Genomic DNA, 18,482 nt, shown 5'->3' on the forward strand with positions numbered 1-18,482 from the left:
GCTTTTATATTGGCAATCATATCAGCCCTTTTATTGGGCTTTTATTTTGGCGCACCACCAGTTATTGAATACATAGACAATAGCGATGAAAGAAAGGAACAGCGTTATCTAAGGGAACTTCAACAGAAAAAGGAATTTGAAAGGAAACTGGATTCTATCGATGAGGTACGGAGAATCGAAAAATCGGAACTGTTCATCTACAAGAACAATCAAATCAACGACCTAATTAGCTACCTCGAAAGAAGGTTGCCCGAAAGTTCCCATATAACCATTTGGAACGTACATAATCATGGGGGAGTACCTAAAACGGGCAACGATGCCGAAATGAGCGTACTGTATACCGTTGATAACGTAAAAGGTGTCAATATCAAAAAGGAGTATCTCAATTATCCCTTGCATTCGGGCTACTCGGAACTAGCCTATCAAATGATTGTAAGGGGCGGTAAGGGTTTCTATGTAAAGGATGTTTCAAAGAACAGGGCAATTTACATAGGGGAAACAAAGAACAATATGGATTATGTAGGCACAAAATCCATTTATGGGGCTTGGATAAAATCATCCAGCACTGCTACATATTATATTTCAGTTTCTTTTCCAGTAGTAGATGGAATGCAGTATGGAGGTTACGGGTATTCGGAAACGCTGATATTGAACGCTAGAAACAAATTAATCAATCTATTGGACACGGAATGAGAACAAGCAATATAGGAATACAACATATAAAGGATTGGGAACAGCTAAGGTTGAAAGCCTATAAGCCCCTACCTAATGATAGGTGGACTATCGGATATGGCAATACATTTTATGAAGATGGAACACCAGTTAGGGAAAATGATGTCATTACCGTTGAAGAGGCAGAAAAACTGTTAAGGATTATATTGGCCAAATTTGAAAACAGCGTAAATCGATACGTTACTTCGAACATAAACCAATCACAGTTCGATGCCCTTGTTTCATTTGCCTATAACGTTGGTTCACACAATCTGAAACGTTCGACATTGTTAAGGGTAATCAATTACGACCCGAACGACCTAAAGGAAATAGAAAGGCAGTTCATGCGTTGGGTAAGGTCGAAGGGAAGAATTATCAAGGGGTTGATAAATAGAAGGAAATCGGAGTTTGAACTTTATGCTTCAAACTAATCAAATCTACTCAATATCGAAACATAAATATTCAAAATTGACCAAGAGAACCCCTACCATAATTGGTAGGGTTTTTTATTCTAAAACCCCTTTGTGTTTTATAAAGTAAATAAGGTCGGTTGAAAAAGTAACTAAATTGTAAATCGTCAATACAAAACTGATTAAAAAAAAGATTGCGTTTAGCCCTTCATCTATTTGGACTAGTTCCCATCCAAATACGAAGGATAAATAAGCCCAAAACACAGTAGCAAATAACGTTATCCATTCTCCTTTGTGAAAATATCTAAAGAACAAATACTTGTAATACTTGTTTCTACGGTTTCGAAACTTTTCAACATTAAATAGTTGTATCATTTTTGTATGAAAAGCATAGTCCAAAATACCTAATTCATGAGGGTATATAATAATTGTTGGCAACCCGTTCCTGAAATATACTTTTGTTTTTTCATCGTATTCAAATCTCTTCTCTTTAGTAGAATTATACAATCCATAATATTCAACATATACATCTACATTTTGCAAATAGAAATCTACCCTTCTATGTTTTTTGGAGTCATAGCGTAAGTTTTTTAAAACAAATTGCTCTTGGTATCGTATATGAGAATTATCAAAGTAGAATTTGATATAATCTTCTTCACGTGTAGGTTTGTAAGATTTATACTTTTTACTATCCATCTGTTTTGTCGCTTATTTATACAAAGAAGTAAAGATATTCAGAAAGGATAGGTTTCATACAAATAGAAACTGGTTAAAACCAAAAAGAGCAGTACAATGATAACGAACGACCAAAACAGAATATCCTTTATCTTCTGTTTCATAATCAGTATATAAAGGTTTGACCGTTCCATAATCTTACAATCCTACCATTGTAGTAATAGTTAGCTTCCGCATATTCAGTACCATCATATACTTTACAGAGTAAATCCGATGTTTCGAATTCCGAATTCGAAGGCATAAACAATGCACTTACCTTATTTTCATACATCTTTATGGCAGCCTCTTGTGTTTTTCCATAAGCGAGTTTTACGCCAACCGTTTCAATCGGTTCTAGTTGCGTTTCAAATTCCATTTCTTTCTCACATGAGATACTAATAATACTTAATGCCAATACAACAGCTACTTTAAATAGGTTTTTCATAATTTTGATTTAATGTTATACATCGAAAAAAACTACACATTAGTAGAAAAGGCAAAGGCCGTTACCATTGCCGCCGCATTGGAGATCGGTAGGCGCAGACGGGGCGAGGAGGTATTGAAGATAAGCAAGATAAAAAGTAGTCAAGACGCTTTTGAGCTATTATTGCCCAGTATGGGAGATTTACAACACGAGGAATTTTGGATTTTATATTTAAACAATGCGAACAAGGTATTGTTGTCCTCGCAATTGAGCAAAGGTGGGTTAACAGGTACCTTGGTAGATGTGCGCTTGGTAATGAAACAGGCTTTGGAGCTAGGTGCTGTGGGTCTCATTTTAGCACATAACCATCCTTCGGGAACCTTAAAACCAAGCCCGGCCGATATTGAGGTTACGCAAAAAATAAAACTAGCTTCCGAAGCTTTGGATATAAAAGTGCTGGATCATTTAATCATAACGCAAAAAGAATATTATAGTTTTGCGGAACATAGCCTTTTATAAATGCTGTTGATCTATACCCATAAAATTACGCCACGTTTCACTTATATCATGAAGCAGGTTTTTACCCGTATTTTGGGTATTGAAGTATCGTACACAACGAAAGTCGAAGACTTCATAAAACACACAGGGCCTAAGATAACATATACGAAACAGCCCCTTCAGAACGAATTCTTTGTAAGGAGCAACGATCTTTTATTTGAGCAAGGAATAAATGATTTTGAAATAGTGATGGGCAATTGGGAAGGTATACCTTGTTTTTTCGCTACAGGCGAAGGCAGCGCACTACCTTTTGATATATTTTCGGCAAGTTTTTATTTGATTACGAGATACGAGGAATATTTACCTTACGTAAAAGATTCACACGGGCGATTTTCCCCAAAGGAAAGTGTAGGTTACAAAAATAAATTTTTACAGATACCTGTTGTTGATTTTTGGGCCTTTAAGCTTTTGGATGCTCTTAAAGAGCGTTTTCCGGATATTGAACGTGAAAAGAGAACGTACAATTACCTCTCTGTAATAGACGTCACGTCATCGCATTGTTTTGCGCAAAGGGGCTTTGTAAGAAGTATTGCCGGGTTTTTGTTGGATTTGGGTTCGTTTAAGCTCAGGCGGGTAGGCCAAAGGATTTCGGTTTGGCTCAACCCCAAAAAAGACCCCTATGATAATTTCTCCACTTTAATTGAAACCCATAAGCAAAAGAATGTAAAGAGTATGTTCTTTTTTCAGTTTGCGACCTATTCAACTTATGACAAAAATGTATCTACCAATAACAATAAGTTTAGATTTCTTATAAAATCCGTCGCGGACTATAGTATCGTTTCCTTGTGTGCGTCTTACAGTTCATTTGATGACATCCATCTATTGAAACAAGAAAAAAAGAACTTGGCCAACGTTATCAATAGGCCCGTAAATTACTCCAGAATGCGATATAATAGGGTAGATGTGCCCGAAACCTATCGCAATCTCATTAATGCGGAATTTACCGATGACTATACCATGGGGTATACCCACGAAATCGGTTTTAGGGCTGGAACTTGTACCTGCTTTTATTTTTATGACCTTCATTTAGAATTGCAACAGCCTATTCGCATACACCCATTTGCAGTGCATGATTATGCATTGGTAAATGCCAAAAAAAGCGATGAGATCATAAGAAAACTGGATGCGCTTCAACATTCAATAAAAAAGGTACAGGGCGAATTTATAACCATTTTCTCCAATGAACTGTTGGGGGGAAGCTCAAGGATAGATTGGAAGGATTTATATGTCCAAATTTTAAATAGATATAACTCATAATGTATAAAGACATAGTAACCGATGTATTTTTTGATCTGGACCATACACTATGGGATTTTGAAAAAAACTCAGCCCTTACTTTCAAAAAAATCCTCAAAGAAAACAATGTAGACATAGTGTTGTCGGATTTTTTGGAGGTGTATGTTCCGCAAAACCTTATTTTCTGGAAATTATATAGAGAAGAGAAAATCACAAAGGAAGAGTTGAGGTACCAACGTCTAAAAACCGTTTTTAATGAGTTGAAATATTCCGTATCGGATGATATGATACACCTTTTATCCAATGAATATATCGCCACACTGTCATCTTTCAACCATTTATTTCCTTTTGCCATCGAAATATTGGAGTATTTAAGGCCAAAATATAAACTGCACATCATTACCAATGGTTTTCAGGATATTCAGGATAAAAAGCTAAAAACCTCACATATTTATGATTTTTTTGACCAAATCATAAACTCCGAAATGGCAGGCGTTAAAAAGCCGAATCCTATCATCTTTGAACTAGCGCTTAAAAAAGCAAAAGTATCCCCAAAAAATGCGATAATGATAGGTGATAGTTTGGAAGCTGACATTCTAGGGGCTAAGTCTTTTGGGCTGAACGCGCTGCACTTTGTCGCCAATAACGAACCGGAACACGAAATTTGCCCTATAATTAACGATTTGCGTGAAATAAAACATTATTTGTAGAGTTATCATAGTATAATCGAGACATTATGCTGGTAAAGACACTATCTAATATTTTAGGTCAATAAAATGAAAAGAGAATTTACATATGTGCCCCCTATTTTTTTGTCATTACTTTTTCTGCTTTCCTGTATAGAAAAACAAGATTTTAATCAATATGATGAACTTCAAGTAAGGCCAACAGTCGAAGGAAGCATATTATATGTTGAATCACCTGAGAGCTTGATAAATCTTGTTACCGGAGTGGATATAATTTCCAGGGAATTTAATTTTGACGGTTTTTCAGAAGATTATTTTGCTGAAAGAGTGCTTTCGGGAACAATTACCTACGAGGTTGAAAATACCACTAGTAAACAAATGGTGTTGACTGGTGAGCTGCTCGATGAGGCTGGTAATGTGTTGGATTTTGAGACGTTTACCGTTCCCCCCGCACCACCTTCTTTTATAGAAAGGAGAGAGGTTGCCTACGGTGGTGCGACGGGCAAGAGCATTGAAATCATAAAAAACACTTCGGCCATACGCATTAGTGCTACAAATTTAGGGGATAATACAAGTGTGTCTAGCCTCCCTAATCCCGAGATAATTTTTAGATCTAGTGGGAAGTTCATTATCGCTATAAGATGAGAATATGTAAAGGTTTTTTTCTTTTCATCCTTTTTTTTGGGTGTTATGTAGCGGGCGCACAAAACAAGCAATTGTTATACGACTTCAACGAAATTCCCCAGGCTTTAATGCTAAACCCTGGAATGGAAACCGATTTTGATTGGTTTGCGGGGATGCCTTTACTTTCGGGAACATCATTTCAGTTTGGCTCCAGTGGTGTATCTGTTGACGATATATTCGCTGACGATGGTTTGGATATCAATGATAAAATCCGTGAACGAGTCTTGGGTCAGATGGGTATCAATGACGAACTAAGTGGAACTTATCAAATAGAACTGTTGACCGGTGGTTTTAGGGGGAAGAAAAATACGAGAAACTTCTACACTTTCGGTGTTTATCATGAGGGTGACGCTATTGGATATTGGTTTAAGGATTTAGCTTTTCTAGCCTTTGAAGGTAATGCAGACCAATTAGGTAAACGGTTTGATTTAAGCCATTTAAAAGCAAGGGGGGAGATGTTGAATGTTTTCCATTTTGGTGTGAACAAACAGATGGGCCGTAATCTTACCGTTGGGGTAAGAGGAAAAATATATAGTGGTATATTTAACTTTCAATCTACAAAGAATGAAGGTTATTTTGTGACCGATCAAGGTCAAAACAATTTGTTGGCCAATATTTTGGTAGCAAATATGAGATTGAGAACCTCTGGTATCAACGCAATAGAAAATACCTTGGATAATGAAACCGTAGTTGGCGAAGTTATAAAAAGGGGCTTTTTTGGTGGGGATTTAGGTGTTGGTGTCGACCTTGGGTTTACTTACAGGTTAAATGAACAAACATATATAACGGGTAGTTTATTAGATTTAGGTTTTCTATATCATACTAACGATATCAAAAGTTTTACACTACAAGGTAATGCTACTGTTGAGGGCATAGAACTAATATTGCCCCAGGATGCAGTAAACTCCAATAGGGATTTTTGGCAGGATTTAGTTGACGAAGTTGAAGCCTTGATACCCTTTGAAGAAAATAATGATGCTTACATATCATTGAGACCCACAAAATTGTATGCCTCACTTAGATATGATTTTGGAAAAAATCTAGAAACGAGAATAAATTGCGATTGTAGTTACCTATACTCCAGTAGAGATGTTAGAAAACGCTATACAAACAGTATGGGCGGACAGATATATATAGTCAACAGGCCTAGGGGTCCGCAAACTGCGGTTACTGCATTTTATCAAAGAAGGTTTGGAAACGGCTTATCGCTAAAGACAACTTATACTGCTGATAAGTTTTCTTTTACCAATATAGGTCTTGGGATCAATTTGCAAGCCGGTCCGGTAAACCTATATGCTATGGCCGATAATCTTTTGGCATATCAAAATATAGCGGCCAGTAGGTATGCTTCTTTTCAGTTAGGGGTAAATATCATATCTTGGGGCAGGAAATGATATTTAATATTCCTATGAAAAACGTTTTTTTTCTTTTTTTTCTTTCGATCGTATTTTTCTGTAATGCCCAATCAAACCTAAATGAGTATAAATATATTATAGTGCCCAAAAAGTTTTCGGATTTTAAAAAGGAGAACCAGTACCAGACCAGTACCATGGTAAAATATCTACTTGGGAAAAAAGGGTTTACCGTTTTTTATGATGATGCCTTACCGGAAGATTTGGGGAATAATAGGTGCCTAGGGCTAATTGCCGATTTGCAGGACAACTCATCTATGTTCAGCACTAAAACAAAGATTGTTTTTAAAGACTGCAATAATAATGAAGTATTCGCAACTCAAGAAGGTTTTAGCAAGGAAAAGGATTTTAAAGCGGCCTATTCCGATGCCTTGAAAAAATCAATGAAATCATTGAACGGTTTTCAGCATCAGTATAAAAAAGAGTCTGAGCAATCTGATGAGCCCATTACGGTTAGTTTTAAAAACGATGTCAAACAACTTGAGCCCGAAAAGAAAAAGGAAGAGTCTGACGGTCAGGCCCCGAATACGAATCATAAAAAGACAGAAAGTGTTTCAAATACTGAACGATCGAAATCAATTATCGATAAAAATAGCGATTCAATAGAAAAAATCGGTGCAAGCTCTGCTCTCTATGCCCAAACTACCACAAACGGTTACCAGCTTGTTGACAGCACACCAAAAATTATATTTAAAATATTCAAGAGCCCAAATTTAGATGTGTACCATGCGGTCAATGAAGAAACAGGTGCCAGAGGTTTGATTTATGAACATAACGGTAGGTGGGTTTTTGAACATCAAGAAAAAAGGAAAATTTCGGTTCAAGTTTTGAACATTAAGTTTTAAAGCTCGTATTTATCTTTCCATCTATTTTTTAAAAAGGTCTTTATCGCATTTTCTCTTTGATTTTTCCCTGGGGTATAAAAAGTTGTTCCACCTAGTTCGCTGGGCAGAAACTCCTCGTCGGCAAAATTATTTTTGTAATCGTGTGCATATTTATAATCCGTTCCATAGCCAAGGTCTTTCATTAATTTTGTAGGTGCGTTCCTCAAAGGTAGCGGAACCGAAAGGTCTCCGGTTTGCTTAACGGTCTGTTGCGCCTTGCCAATGGCCATATAACTGGCATTGCTTTTGGGTGAAGTGGCTAAATAAATAGCGCATTGGCTCAAAATAATGCGCGCTTCAGGATAGCCTATCGTGGTGACCGCTTGGAACGTGGTATTTGCGATTACCAAAGCCGTAGGATTGGCAAGACCTATATCTTCGGATGCGGATATCAACATGCGCCTTGCAATAAATTTAACGTCCTCCCCACCTTCTATCATTCTAGCCAGCCAATATACGGCACCGTTTGGGTCGCTCCCCCTTATCGATTTTATAAAAGCCGAAATTATATCATAATGTTGTTCGCCGGTTTTATCGTAGAGAACCGTATTTTTTTGGATTTTGCCCAATACCAGATCATCGGTTATAGTAACGGAATCACTTTTTTCCGAATTGATGACCAGCTCAAAAATGTTGAGAAGCTTCCTGCCATCGCCTCCGGAAAGTCTCAAAAGGGCCTCGGTTTCTTTTAGCTTGATTTTTTTTGATTTTAAGACCTGATCTTCTTTTAAGGCCCTTTGTAAGAGCGTTTCCAAATCTTCTTTCCCGAACGGGTTCAAAATATATACTTGACATCTGGAGAGCAGTGCAGGAATGACTTCAAAACTGGGATTTTCAGTGGTAGCACCAATCAAGGTTACCCAACCTTTTTCAACGGCACCTAAAAGTGAGTCTTGCTGTGATTTGCTAAACCTGTGTATTTCGTCAATAAAAAGTATAGGATTTTTAGAGGTAAATAACCCACCGCTTTGTTTGGCTTTGTCAATTACTTCTCGAATGTCTTTCACACCACTGTTAATGGCGCTTAATATGTAAAAAGGCCTATTGCTCTCATTGGCGATAATATTGGCCAACGTGGTTTTCCCTGTGCCCGGTTGCCCCCAGAGAATCAACGAGGGTATGATTCCCTGTTTTATCTGATGCGTTAATGAGCCTTTCTCGCCGACTAGATGGTGCTGGCTTATATAGTCATCAAGGGTTTTGGGACGTACTCTTTCTGCTAACGGTTCGTTCATGACGTAAATTTATAATAAAGTTGCTATTCGCATGTTTTTATTAAAAAGACTTTGAATAGTTTAACGACCTAACAGTTGTGAGAATGACAATATATCCGATTTTTGGTTTTTGGTCAATTTTTTGAATTATATATAATATATTCTGGTTCAATGTCCAACGATAATCATTTTAAGTTTACCAACACCGTTTTAATAGTACCTATGTCTGTAGTGCTATTGATATGGGTGGTTTTTTGGATTGAGGTAACATTTAAATTGAACTTAAACCACTTCGGAGTATATCCCCGAAGTCTATCGGGAATAAAAGGAGTCTTTTTAAGTCCATTTATCCATGCATCTTTGGAGCATCTCTATAATAATACCATTCCCATAGCCATACTTACGGCATCATTGGTATATTTCTATAAAAAAGATTGGATAAAGGTATTGACCATGGGCATCGTGTTTTCCGGTTTTTTAACTTGGAGCATAGCAAGACCTTCGTATCATATAGGTATCAGCGGGCTTATATATGTATTGGTCAGTTTTATTTTTTTCAAAGGGATATTTACGAAGTACTATCGTTTGGTAGCATTGTCTTTGTTCGTGGTTTTTATTTATGGTAGTCTACTATGGTATATATTCCCTGTAAAAGGCAATATTTCTTGGGAAGGGCATTTGTCGGGATTTATCACGGGATTATTATTGGCCGTTTTTATAAAATCCAAAATACCGGACATAAAAAAATATGCATGGGAAAAAGAAGATTATAAAGAGGGAGAAGATGAGTTTTTGAAACATTTTGATGAAGACGGGAATTTCATCGAAACCAAATCAAAAGATGAAACAGATAGTTTATTGATCTCATACGATTACAAAGAAAATAGCGATAAAAAAGATTAATTTCTCAACCTTTGGCGCACTACCTCATAAAGAAATACCCCACATGCCACTGATACATTTAGGGACTCTATCTCCCCGAGCAAAGGAAGTTTGGCGGTATGGTCGGCTGTTTTTAGGATAGACGGTGATATGCCAATATCCTCAGAGCCCATTACAATGGCACACGGCCCTGTAAAATCAATGTCATAAAGCATGTTCTGCGTTTTTTCCGTAGCTGCTATTATTTTAACTCCGGAAGCCTGTAGATAGTGAACGGCATCTTTTAGGTGGTCAACTTTGGTAATGGGAACTTTAAAAGCGGCACCAGCAGAAGTTTTTATGGTATCTGCCGTTACAGGGGCAGCACCTTTTTTTTGTATGATGATGGCATCTACGCCTGTACATTCGGCGGATCGTATAACAGCACCAAAGTTGCGTACGTCTGAAAGTTGATCCAAGAGTAGAAATATTGGTGATTCTTTAGTTCTGGTGATTTCTTCTATAATCTCCTCAAAAGCTGGATATGAAATAGGGGAGATGTTGGCTACCACACCTTGATGGTTGTTTTTGGTCAGCCGGTTCAACTTTTCAATGGGCACATAAGAAACACTAATTTTATTTTTTCTGATAATGCCATCCAGCTCCTTTGAAAGTTCACCTTTAAGGCCTTTTTGAATAAAAACCTTATCTATGGTCTCATTGGAATATATCGCTTCGATAACGGCTCTAATACCGTAGATTTGACTTGTTTTTTGCATAAGTACAAAAATAGGTAAATGGCGAGTTTTAAAATTGAAATTGATAAGATTTACAAATCATTTTGCATTATTGGTTTGGTTCGATACTATTACACTTATTCCTAAGCTAAAATTTTCATGGCTTCACGTTACAATAAAAGAATGTTCGTTTAAACTTATTTTTTATCTTTAAAACGATAGACTATCATTAATCAAAATAATAAAGATGAGACATACTATGGCATGTTTTTTATTGGTGCAATTTTTTTTTCAATCTGTAACGGCTCAGGCTCCTTCCAATTATAATGCGGACAATGAGTCTTTTGGGATGCAACCTGCCCTGCAGTATGCATTTCAACAGTTGAACAGTAAATCACTCAAAAACCTTGATAAAACAAATATAAAAGGTTCTCCTTTTTATAGGGAAGGCTTTGTAAAGGGGCTTATATATAGTCAGGACGGTTTAGAAGGTCAGGGGTTTATGCGATATGACGGTTACAATGATGAAGTACAATTAAAAAGTTCTACTACCGACACCACTATTTTTAAATTGACCCAAAGTAAAGACTTGCATTGCATTTTGGGAAAAGAAAAGGTCGTTTACAGAAAATATTTTGATAAAAATGATGAAGTGGTCGAAGGTCACTTATTTGAATTGGTGCGCAGTGATGATATTGTTTTGTACGAGCGTAGAATGAAAAAGTATAAAGAAGGTAAAGAAGCAACTACTTCTTTTGAACTGCCCGTTGCAAATCGTTTCGTACTGCAAACCGAACTTTATTACAGTAATCAAAAAGATAAAGAAATACGGTTTTTAAAGCCCTCCAAAAAAAAAGTATTGGATTTGTTTAAAACAGAAGACAAGATAAAAAACGACAAGCTAAAAAAATTCATATCTGGCAACAGGTTAAATTACAAAGATGCTAGAGATGTTGTACAGATTTTCTATTATTACGACAATCTATAAAACGTCAATCCGAAAGTGCAACATAAAAAAAGGTTCGGAGCATATGCTCCGAACCTTTTTTATAAAGTAATGTGATTTACTTAGTCGTTGTTAGCAGTAAAAATTACCGGCCAGTCAACATTACCTTCCCTAGTAAGTACGACCGTGCCTCTATCTCCGGCAGAGTTTGCGAATTCAATAGTCATATCAGCTCCGCTAACATTGGTGATTGTGTAACTGTAAGTTACCTCGGCATCTTCGTCATCGTCGCTAGGTATCACTACACCCTCTTTCAAGTAAACTTCACCATCGGGAGAAAGATTCGTACAATCCCATTCAATTTCAATATCCTCTCCGGTTGCAGGTCCTCTGCCCGTATAGCAGTCATCAAATTGTCCAAAACCCATATCTGAAGAGGTGTACACCCCTTCATCATCGGTCTCCGACCATGTTACCGTACCCGATAAGTCGCCACCAGAACATGCTCCACCGCCACCAGGGGCAGGAATAATGCCTGTAGCTACATAACTATGTGTACCTGCAAGACTTTCCGTTATTGAGCAGGCAATTACCGGAAAATATTCAAAAGGTGCAGAAAAATATGACCCTCCACTTACAGGACCACCAACATCGGTGTTCGTATAAACTTCACCATTGGTAAGCGTGAGGACCATTCTAAATTCAAATCGGTCCTTACCTACGACCAGTGACTCGTCAATACCGGTAGCGGCTATCAATTCATCTGAGGTATAAGAAACCGTAGTCTGAGGTAAGCCCCTATCTCCGGTAGTAAAGTCACTAGCGGCCAATGTTTGTAAAGAAACTTCAGTTGTTGACATATCTGTACCACCTTCGGAGTTATCATCAAAATTCACGAAAATTTCAACAGATTCCAAAAGGGCTCCCCCCTCTTCATCTTGCTCTTCAAGAACAATGGTATATGCCGAACCAGCATCAAAAGCATCTGTTTCATCATTAAAGACGAGTTCATTGTCTTCATCGATAGTTCTAAGAACGGCTCCGGTTCCTACCTGTGCCAAAATCTCGTCTACTACCTTTTCATCGGTATCACACGAATAGGCGATACAGAGTGCTGAGCCTATAATTGCAATTTTATTTATATATTTTTTCATAGTTCTTATGAATTTATTTTATTAATTAGACGGTGGAAATGTTGGTGCAGCTGGGTTGGTGTCCCAAAACACCTGTACCTCTTGATTAGGTTTAGGGTCAACAGAAGAATTGTTGTTCACAAAATCTGCAGGATAGTTTAATGATCTAACAAAAGCACCCGGTTCCGGTTCCAGATTAGGTTGCAATGTTGTAGGAAACCCTGTTCTTCTATAGAAATTGTAACCATCTATCCCGTTTCCAAACAACGATACAAAATATTGTTCTGCCAATACATCCCACTTGCCATCATCATCGGCATTGGTAAATAGGGTATCTATATTGTTAATAAAATTATCAATATTTCCTTGAGTAGGGGCGAACGAAAGATCGGCACCGCTGTCCAGCGTACCAAAAGAAGTTACCTTGGCTACGGATTTTGTGATACCTGCCAACACTAAGTCTTTTGCTGCGGTTGGATTTGTAAGCATCGCCACCTCAGCTCTCATGAAGTCTACCCAAGATGCCAATAAAATCGGGGTGATACCAGCACCAGCACCACCTGAACCTACTGAGATACCTTTAAAGCTACTATCATCAAATTTACCTCCAGAAGGATAAACACCGTAAACTGTTCTGGTAAAACCATCTGGTGGTATACCAGCGTTTTGACCATGATCTCTACCCCAATAACCGTTTGGCAGTGTACAGAAGGTAAAACCACCATCAGTGTAATGTTGGGGAGTAGGCTCTAAAGAACAGGCCAAAGTCTCTTCATTTGGTGGTACCTCTTCACCAGGTACGGCATTTACCTGACGGTAAAAATAGTATCTGGTTCTCGGGTCTTCGTTTATATTCATGTAGTTCATTAACCAATTGGGTAGGTAATCGACACCTCCTGATGGGGTGTAGTTATCCGCATATCTAGGATGTCTAACGTCAGGCTGTACGGCATTGGTGCCCCATCGAAATTGCAAATCTTCAGAAGATTCGCTAATGTAGTTACCTGATGTGACAATTGCGTTGAAATTATCCACAGCACTAGGATCTACCAAACGACGCTGTAAATAGATTTTCATTTTTAATGTATTGGCCGCTTTAATCCAATTGTCCCAATTACCGCCGTAATAAAAATCGTTGGCAGGCTCTGTAACAACATCCCTTTCGAAATTGGCGATGGCATCATCCAACAACTGCAATGCAGCATCGTAAATACTGGCCCCTGAGTCAACATTAGGGTTTAGAATAGGGGTCTCTGCATCGCCTTGAATGGCTTCGGAATAGGGAACGTCACCAAAAAAGTCTACCAGGGTAACCATGGTGTAAGCCTCTATGAACTGCCCAATGGCAGTATGATGAAACAATTCGGTTTCTTCGGCTACGGGTGCCATCGCTCTAATATCAGCAAGTATACCGTTTACTTCAAGACCACTCGCCAAAACTTCACCATTGTCGCCTTGATACGCTATATTCCATTCTAGATTTAACTGCGCTGGGGCATAATTGGCAATATTTTGATAGTTACGTCCATTCAAATAACTGATTCGTACCAAATCACCCCCGTTCCAACTCATCAGCTCAGTGAAAGTTGCAAAATCTGTTTGTATCGAATTCAAGAACAAATCCGGACTTGATTGATCGGGCGTCAACTCGTTTGGATTACCCGCTAAATCTAATTCTACGCTTTCGCACGATGTTACTAAAAGTAACCCTGCAAACATTGCTAGACTTATATATTTAAAGATATTTTTCATTTTACTTATTTTTCAATTTAATTAAAAGGTAGCTTTTAGGCTAAAACCATATCTTCTTCCACTAGGACCTGCTAAATAATCAAATCCTCTACCATTACCTACACCTAGTCCTGCTTGATTAGGATCAAAGTTTGTACCCTCTGGCACATTTAACGCCTTAAAATATAAGTTTTGTCCGGATACTGTGAAAGTCAAAGAACCAAAAGGTGTTTTCTCTAAAAATTTAGAAGGAACGGAATATCCTAACGCAACTTCTTGAAGTCGTATAACCGTACCATCAAAAACTCCCAATTCATCAGGTCCAAAAAGGACATTGTTAAAATAAAAGGTTGAGTTGTTGATCTGCTTGGTATTTACACTGCCATCTTCTTGTTGAACACCAGGCAAGATAAATGTGTTGATTCTATCAACGGTATCCGTAGTTAAACCTCTACCTAATAATGTGGATACGGTTCTGGAATAAATATCCCCTCCTTGTGTGTAATTTATCAAAAATGAAAAGTTGAAATTCTTGTACGAGAAATTGTTGTTTACGTTCAATACCCAATCTGGATTAGGGTCACCGATTACAAATTGACCCTGTTCCTCTACATAGTCACCTGCACTATCAACAAGAAAATCCCCATTTTCATTGGTGGCGATTTTACTACCCACGATAACCCCAAGTTGCTCACCTTCGATAGCGGCATTACCTAAATTACCGTTTGCACCTGCAAATACTATAATATCCGCATCTTGACCCAGATCTACTACCTCAGAATTGTTGGTTGTGAAATTACTGTTTATAGACCAATTTACTCCATCACCATCATTTCTGAAGATATCAACACCTAAGTCAACTTCCAATCCATCTCCTTGAATTTCACCTACGTTGGTTTGTTGTGCCGTAAACCCTGTGGAAGGATCTAATGGTCGGTCAACAATTAAGTCTGTAGTAGTTCTTTTGTAATAAGAAGCATCTAAAGTTACACGATTGTTGAACAACCTAGACTCTATACCTACTTCAAATTCCGCTAAAAGCTCAGGTTTTAAATCTGGATTCCCTAACCTGTTACCTACAGAATTAGTCACGATATCAACTCCTTCATCTTGAAAGAACTGCGTATTGATGTTCAACACTGAAACTGTTGGAAAACCTGTTGGAAAGTTGGCGGAAGTACCATAACCGGCCCTGACCTTTAAATAATTAAGACCTTTTTCGCTTTTAATACCTTGTATAAAGGTTGTTGGTATCAAAGATACACTTGCACTGGGGTAAAAGGCCGATCTATTATCTGCCGATAAATTGGATACCCAGTCGTTTCTGGCGGCCAATGTTAAATAAGCCCAACGGTCATAGTCAAAATCTGTTTGTGCGAATACACCGGCAATATTACGCTCTTGCAGAAACTGTATTTCGTTTTGGTTTGCAAAGTTTACATGCCTCAATACATTAAATACTTGTTGCCCGTTACTCGATACACCGTTTCTATCCAAAATCTCTCTTCTTGATGTTGCACCAAGGTTAAACGTCATTCCTATTTTTTCCGAAAGGTCATAATCACCGTTCAATATGAAATCGTGGTTTTGGATTGTATTGGTATTGTTCCAGGTTTGGTAAATACCACTTACCAATGCCGCATCTTCTTGGCCACGACCACCTTTGTTCTGGAAGTTGACGTTGTTTTCACTGAATACATCCAAACCAAAACGATATAGTATATTAAGGTTATCATTTATATTGTAGGTAAGGGAGGTCTGTCCAAAAACTCTATTGGTTACTTGTTCAAAACCTGCATTGTTGATGGTCCATAACGGGTGTTGAATACTGTTGTTTTGACGGTAGTATACACTGGAACCGTCAATAGGATTTTGAAAAGGTAATCCCAAAAGGTCAACACTACGGGGTGTGAAGAAAAGTTCTCCAAAAACTGACGATCCCGTACCAAAGGCACCGTTACCTGTACTTGCTGCAACTGGAGGTGTCTTAAAATTGGTATTGGAAAAATTCAATGTTCCTGCTACGGTAAATTTATTGGAAAGAATAGCTCTACCCCCTACGCCTAAGGTATATCTTTGTACACCGTTTCCGGGTGTAAACCCTTGGTCGTCCAGATGTCCCACATTGGCATTATAGGATACTTTTCCGTCGTCCGAGGAGCCTCTAACGTTCAAGGAATTGGAAGTTACTAAACCAACCCTAAAAAAGTTTTCGACACTATCATAAGGTCTCCATTCATAACGAGCGCCAGCAAATTCTGGAAATGCTGCGGGAATTCCTGTTGCTGATGAAGCGGTTGAATAAGGATGGGCCAATGTACCGTTTTCGTCAAACCCTACATTTGGTCTTGAATCTATACCATTACCCCAACCAGCTACGCCGTTTCTGTCAAAGCCTGGCCCCCAGTTACTGAAGAACCAACCGAACGCTTGGTCAAAACCATTACCAAATTCATCTTGGTAATCCGGTAATGAAGCAATCTCATTAAAGAATACCGATGAATTTAAAGTGATTTCAGTCTTTTTCACCGCACCGGCAGAAGAACCATTTTTTGTGGTTATCAATATAACACCGTTACGTCCTTGCGTACCATATAGGGTAGCAGCTGCCAATCCTTTTAATACGTTAACACTTTCTATATTGTTTGGATCTAAATCCAAAAATCTACTTGATCCTGAGTTACCATTTAAGAAATCATCCTCTGCGTTTCCCGTTGCGGCGCCCGAGGAGTTGGTTTCGCTCGAAAACGGAACCCCGTCAACTATGAATAAAGGTTGGTTACTACCACTAAAAGAACTAAATCCCCTAATAATGATATTGGTACCTGAGCCGGAAAGTCCACTCTGTTGTGTAATGTTCAATCCCGAAGCCTTACCTGTAAGAACCCGCCCTACATCACCCTCTGGACGCTGCTCTAATTGATCGCTACTTACCTCGGAAACTGCATATCCAAGAGCCTGTTTCTCTCTTTTGATACCTTGGGCGGTTACGATTACCTCTTCCAAGGCTTGGGCATCTTCGGTCATTTGCACATTGATTGTACTTTCTGCCCCGATCGTTCTTCGAGTCTCTTTTTGACCGATGTACGTAAACAGTAACGTTTGTCCTGGGCTACCTTGAATCGTGTAGTTTCCGTCAAAATCTGTTTGTGTGCCATTTGTAGTACCTTCAATGACAATGTTTACTCCAGGTAACGGAATACCATCTTGATCGGTTACCGTTCCTGAAATCGTTTTGTCTTGTGCAAAAGTGAGATGCACAACAAACGCCATGAATAGCGTTAAGATTCCATTTAGATTTGTTCTCATGTTTTAATTATTTGAATTAGCTAACTGCTAAAATCTTAAATACATGTTAATAATCCAAGCTAATTTTAATAAAACTTTAAGGAAAAATAACATTAATACAAATTCCACATTAAAACACCATCATTTTTTTGTTTTGTAAATTAGTCAATCCCGTATTTGAGATTTTGATAAATCTTTGAATTGATCGGTTTGTTTAATTGGTGTTTATCGTAATTATTTTCAAGGCATTTGCAGCGAGATTATTTACCTTCTGGCAAACTAGTTTTGCATTCATTCAAAGAACTTCAAACCATGTCGAGCGAAACGTATGTAGCGGGAATTCCTCATGTTTTCCATTTTTTTTTAAAATTAATACTTGATGGTTTGAATTATTGTGAAATATTACTACATTTGCCAGCCCTTAAAAGAGGGTAGTTTTTATATATACATATTAATATAGTATGCCAACAATTTCACAATTAGTACGAAAAGGAAGAGTCACAATTACTAAGAAGAGTAAATCGGCTGCTTTGGATTCGTGTCCTCAAAGAAGAGGTGTATGTACGCGTGTTTACACTACCACACCAAAAAAACCTAATTCGGCGATGCGTAAAGTCGCTAGGGTTAGGTTGACCAATGGTAAGGAAGTGAACGCTTACATACCTGGAGAGGGACACAATTTGCAAGAGCACTCGATAGTATTAGTAAGAGGCGGAAGGGTAAAAGATTTACCGGGAGTTAGATACCACATCGTAAGAGGTGCTTTGGATACTGCAGGTGTTGCAGGGAGAACCCAAAGGAGGTCTAAGTACGGAGCTAAACGCCCTAAGAAGTAATCAAAACTTTTTAAGTA

At 38.1% G+C, this 18,482-nt stretch carries 17 protein-coding genes and 1 pseudogene; 11 read left to right on the top strand and 7 right to left on the bottom strand.

The window, feature by feature from the left end; genetic code table 11:
* Positions 1–9 precede the first annotated feature (9 nt).
* Positions 10–693, top strand: a complete 684-nt coding sequence (locus tag HYG79_RS12140; protein WP_179242349.1) for a hypothetical protein — start codon at positions 10–12, stop codon at positions 691–693.
* Positions 690–1,142 carry a lysozyme gene (locus HYG79_RS12145; protein WP_179242350.1) on the top strand — a complete coding sequence of 151 codons (453 nt, stop codon included), beginning with the start codon at positions 690–692 and terminating at the stop codon, positions 1,140–1,142. The genes HYG79_RS12140 and HYG79_RS12145 overlap by 4 nt, the downstream gene beginning before the upstream one ends.
* A gap of 75 nt (positions 1,143–1,217) precedes the next feature.
* Here the strand turns inward: HYG79_RS12145 and HYG79_RS12150 are convergent, their stop codons facing one another.
* Both HYG79_RS12150 and HYG79_RS12155 read right to left on the bottom strand, forming a co-directional pair.
* Positions 1,218–1,817: a hypothetical protein gene (locus tag HYG79_RS12150; protein WP_179242351.1), complete on the bottom strand. Its 600-nt coding sequence runs from the start codon at positions 1,815–1,817 to the stop codon at positions 1,218–1,220.
* Between the two features lie 145 nt (positions 1,818–1,962).
* The gene (locus HYG79_RS12155) at positions 1,963–2,280 is read right to left on the bottom strand and encodes a hypothetical protein (RefSeq protein WP_179242352.1); all 318 of its coding nucleotides are present in this window, start codon (positions 2,278–2,280) and stop codon (positions 1,963–1,965) included.
* A 42-nt stretch (positions 2,281–2,322) separates the two neighbouring features.
* On the opposite strand from HYG79_RS12155, the pseudogene HYG79_RS12160 reads away from it, so the two are divergent.
* From HYG79_RS12160 to HYG79_RS12185, 6 genes and pseudogenes are all read left to right on the top strand, one after another.
* Positions 2,323–2,778 (top strand): annotated as a pseudogene (locus HYG79_RS12160) (JAB domain-containing protein); the annotation flags it as partial.
* 48 nt (positions 2,779–2,826) lie between these two features.
* Positions 2,827–4,074 carry a polysaccharide deacetylase family protein gene (locus HYG79_RS12165; RefSeq protein ID WP_317168442.1) on the top strand — a complete coding sequence of 416 codons (1,248 nt, stop codon included), beginning with the start codon at positions 2,827–2,829 and terminating at the stop codon, positions 4,072–4,074.
* On the top strand, positions 4,074–4,763 hold the full coding sequence (locus tag HYG79_RS12170) for a YjjG family noncanonical pyrimidine nucleotidase (protein ID WP_179242355.1): 690 nt from the start codon (positions 4,074–4,076) through the stop codon (positions 4,761–4,763). The genes HYG79_RS12165 and HYG79_RS12170 overlap by 1 nt, the downstream gene beginning before the upstream one ends.
* A 66-nt stretch (positions 4,764–4,829) precedes the next feature.
* Positions 4,830–5,384: a hypothetical protein gene (locus HYG79_RS12175; RefSeq protein ID WP_179242356.1), complete on the top strand. Its 555-nt coding sequence runs from the start codon at positions 4,830–4,832 to the stop codon at positions 5,382–5,384.
* Entirely contained in the window at positions 5,381–6,817 is a 1,437-nt protein-coding gene (locus tag HYG79_RS12180; RefSeq protein WP_179242357.1) for a DUF5723 family protein, read from the top strand. Before HYG79_RS12175 ends, HYG79_RS12180 begins: the two co-directional genes overlap by 4 nt.
* Before the next feature lie 101 nt (positions 6,818–6,918).
* A complete protein-coding gene (locus tag HYG79_RS12185; RefSeq protein ID WP_179242358.1) occupies positions 6,919–7,680 on the top strand; it encodes a hypothetical protein in 762 nt (253 codons plus the stop codon).
* Here the strand turns inward: HYG79_RS12185 and HYG79_RS12190 are convergent.
* Positions 7,677–8,954 carry a replication-associated recombination protein A gene (locus HYG79_RS12190; RefSeq protein WP_179242359.1) on the bottom strand — a complete coding sequence of 426 codons (1,278 nt, stop codon included), beginning with the start codon at positions 8,952–8,954 and terminating at the stop codon, positions 7,677–7,679. The two genes, HYG79_RS12185 and HYG79_RS12190, sit on opposite strands and share 4 nt — an antisense overlap.
* 150 nt (positions 8,955–9,104) lie before the next feature.
* Here HYG79_RS12190 and HYG79_RS12195 point away from each other — a divergent pair, with 150 nt between their 5' ends.
* Positions 9,105–9,836, top strand: a complete 732-nt coding sequence (locus tag HYG79_RS12195; protein WP_179242360.1) for a rhomboid family intramembrane serine protease — start codon at positions 9,105–9,107, stop codon at positions 9,834–9,836.
* On the opposite strand, the gene rlmB is transcribed toward HYG79_RS12195, so the two are convergent.
* Positions 9,833–10,573 carry a 23S rRNA (guanosine(2251)-2'-O)-methyltransferase RlmB gene (gene rlmB, locus HYG79_RS12200; RefSeq protein ID WP_179242361.1) on the bottom strand — a complete coding sequence of 247 codons (741 nt, stop codon included), beginning with the start codon at positions 10,571–10,573 and terminating at the stop codon, positions 9,833–9,835. The two genes, HYG79_RS12195 and rlmB, sit on opposite strands and share 4 nt — an antisense overlap.
* 205 nt (positions 10,574–10,778) lie before the next feature.
* On the opposite strand from rlmB, the gene HYG79_RS12205 reads away from it, so the two are divergent.
* Positions 10,779–11,519 (top strand): hypothetical protein, encoded by a 741-nt coding sequence (locus HYG79_RS12205; RefSeq protein ID WP_179242362.1) that lies wholly within the window; start codon positions 10,779–10,781, stop codon positions 11,517–11,519.
* 80 nt (positions 11,520–11,599) lie between these two features.
* Here the strand turns inward: HYG79_RS12205 and HYG79_RS12210 are convergent, their stop codons facing one another.
* Genes HYG79_RS12210 through HYG79_RS12220 form a run of 3 tightly spaced genes read right to left on the bottom strand, consistent with a single transcriptional unit; the run spans position 11,600 to position 17,650 of the window.
* Entirely contained in the window at positions 11,600–12,631 is a 1,032-nt protein-coding gene (locus HYG79_RS12210; protein WP_179242363.1) for a hypothetical protein, read from the bottom strand.
* 21 nt (positions 12,632–12,652) lie between these two features.
* Positions 12,653–14,362: a SusD/RagB family nutrient-binding outer membrane lipoprotein gene (locus tag HYG79_RS12215; protein WP_179242364.1), complete on the bottom strand. Its 1,710-nt coding sequence runs from the start codon at positions 14,360–14,362 to the stop codon at positions 12,653–12,655.
* Between the two features lie 21 nt (positions 14,363–14,383).
* A complete protein-coding gene (locus HYG79_RS12220; protein WP_179242365.1) occupies positions 14,384–17,650 on the bottom strand; it encodes a SusC/RagA family TonB-linked outer membrane protein in 3,267 nt (1,088 codons plus the stop codon).
* Positions 17,651–18,090: 440 nt separating this feature from the next.
* Here HYG79_RS12220 and rpsL point away from each other — a divergent pair, with 440 nt between their 5' ends.
* On the top strand, positions 18,091–18,465 hold the full coding sequence (rpsL, locus tag HYG79_RS12225; protein ID WP_031445118.1) for a 30S ribosomal protein S12: 375 nt from the start codon (positions 18,091–18,093) through the stop codon (positions 18,463–18,465).
* Positions 18,466–18,482 lie beyond the last annotated feature (17 nt).

The sequence above is a fragment of the Costertonia aggregata genome (assembly GCF_013402795.1).
GTDB classification, from domain to species: Bacteria; Bacteroidota; Bacteroidia; order Flavobacteriales; family Flavobacteriaceae; genus Costertonia; species Costertonia aggregata.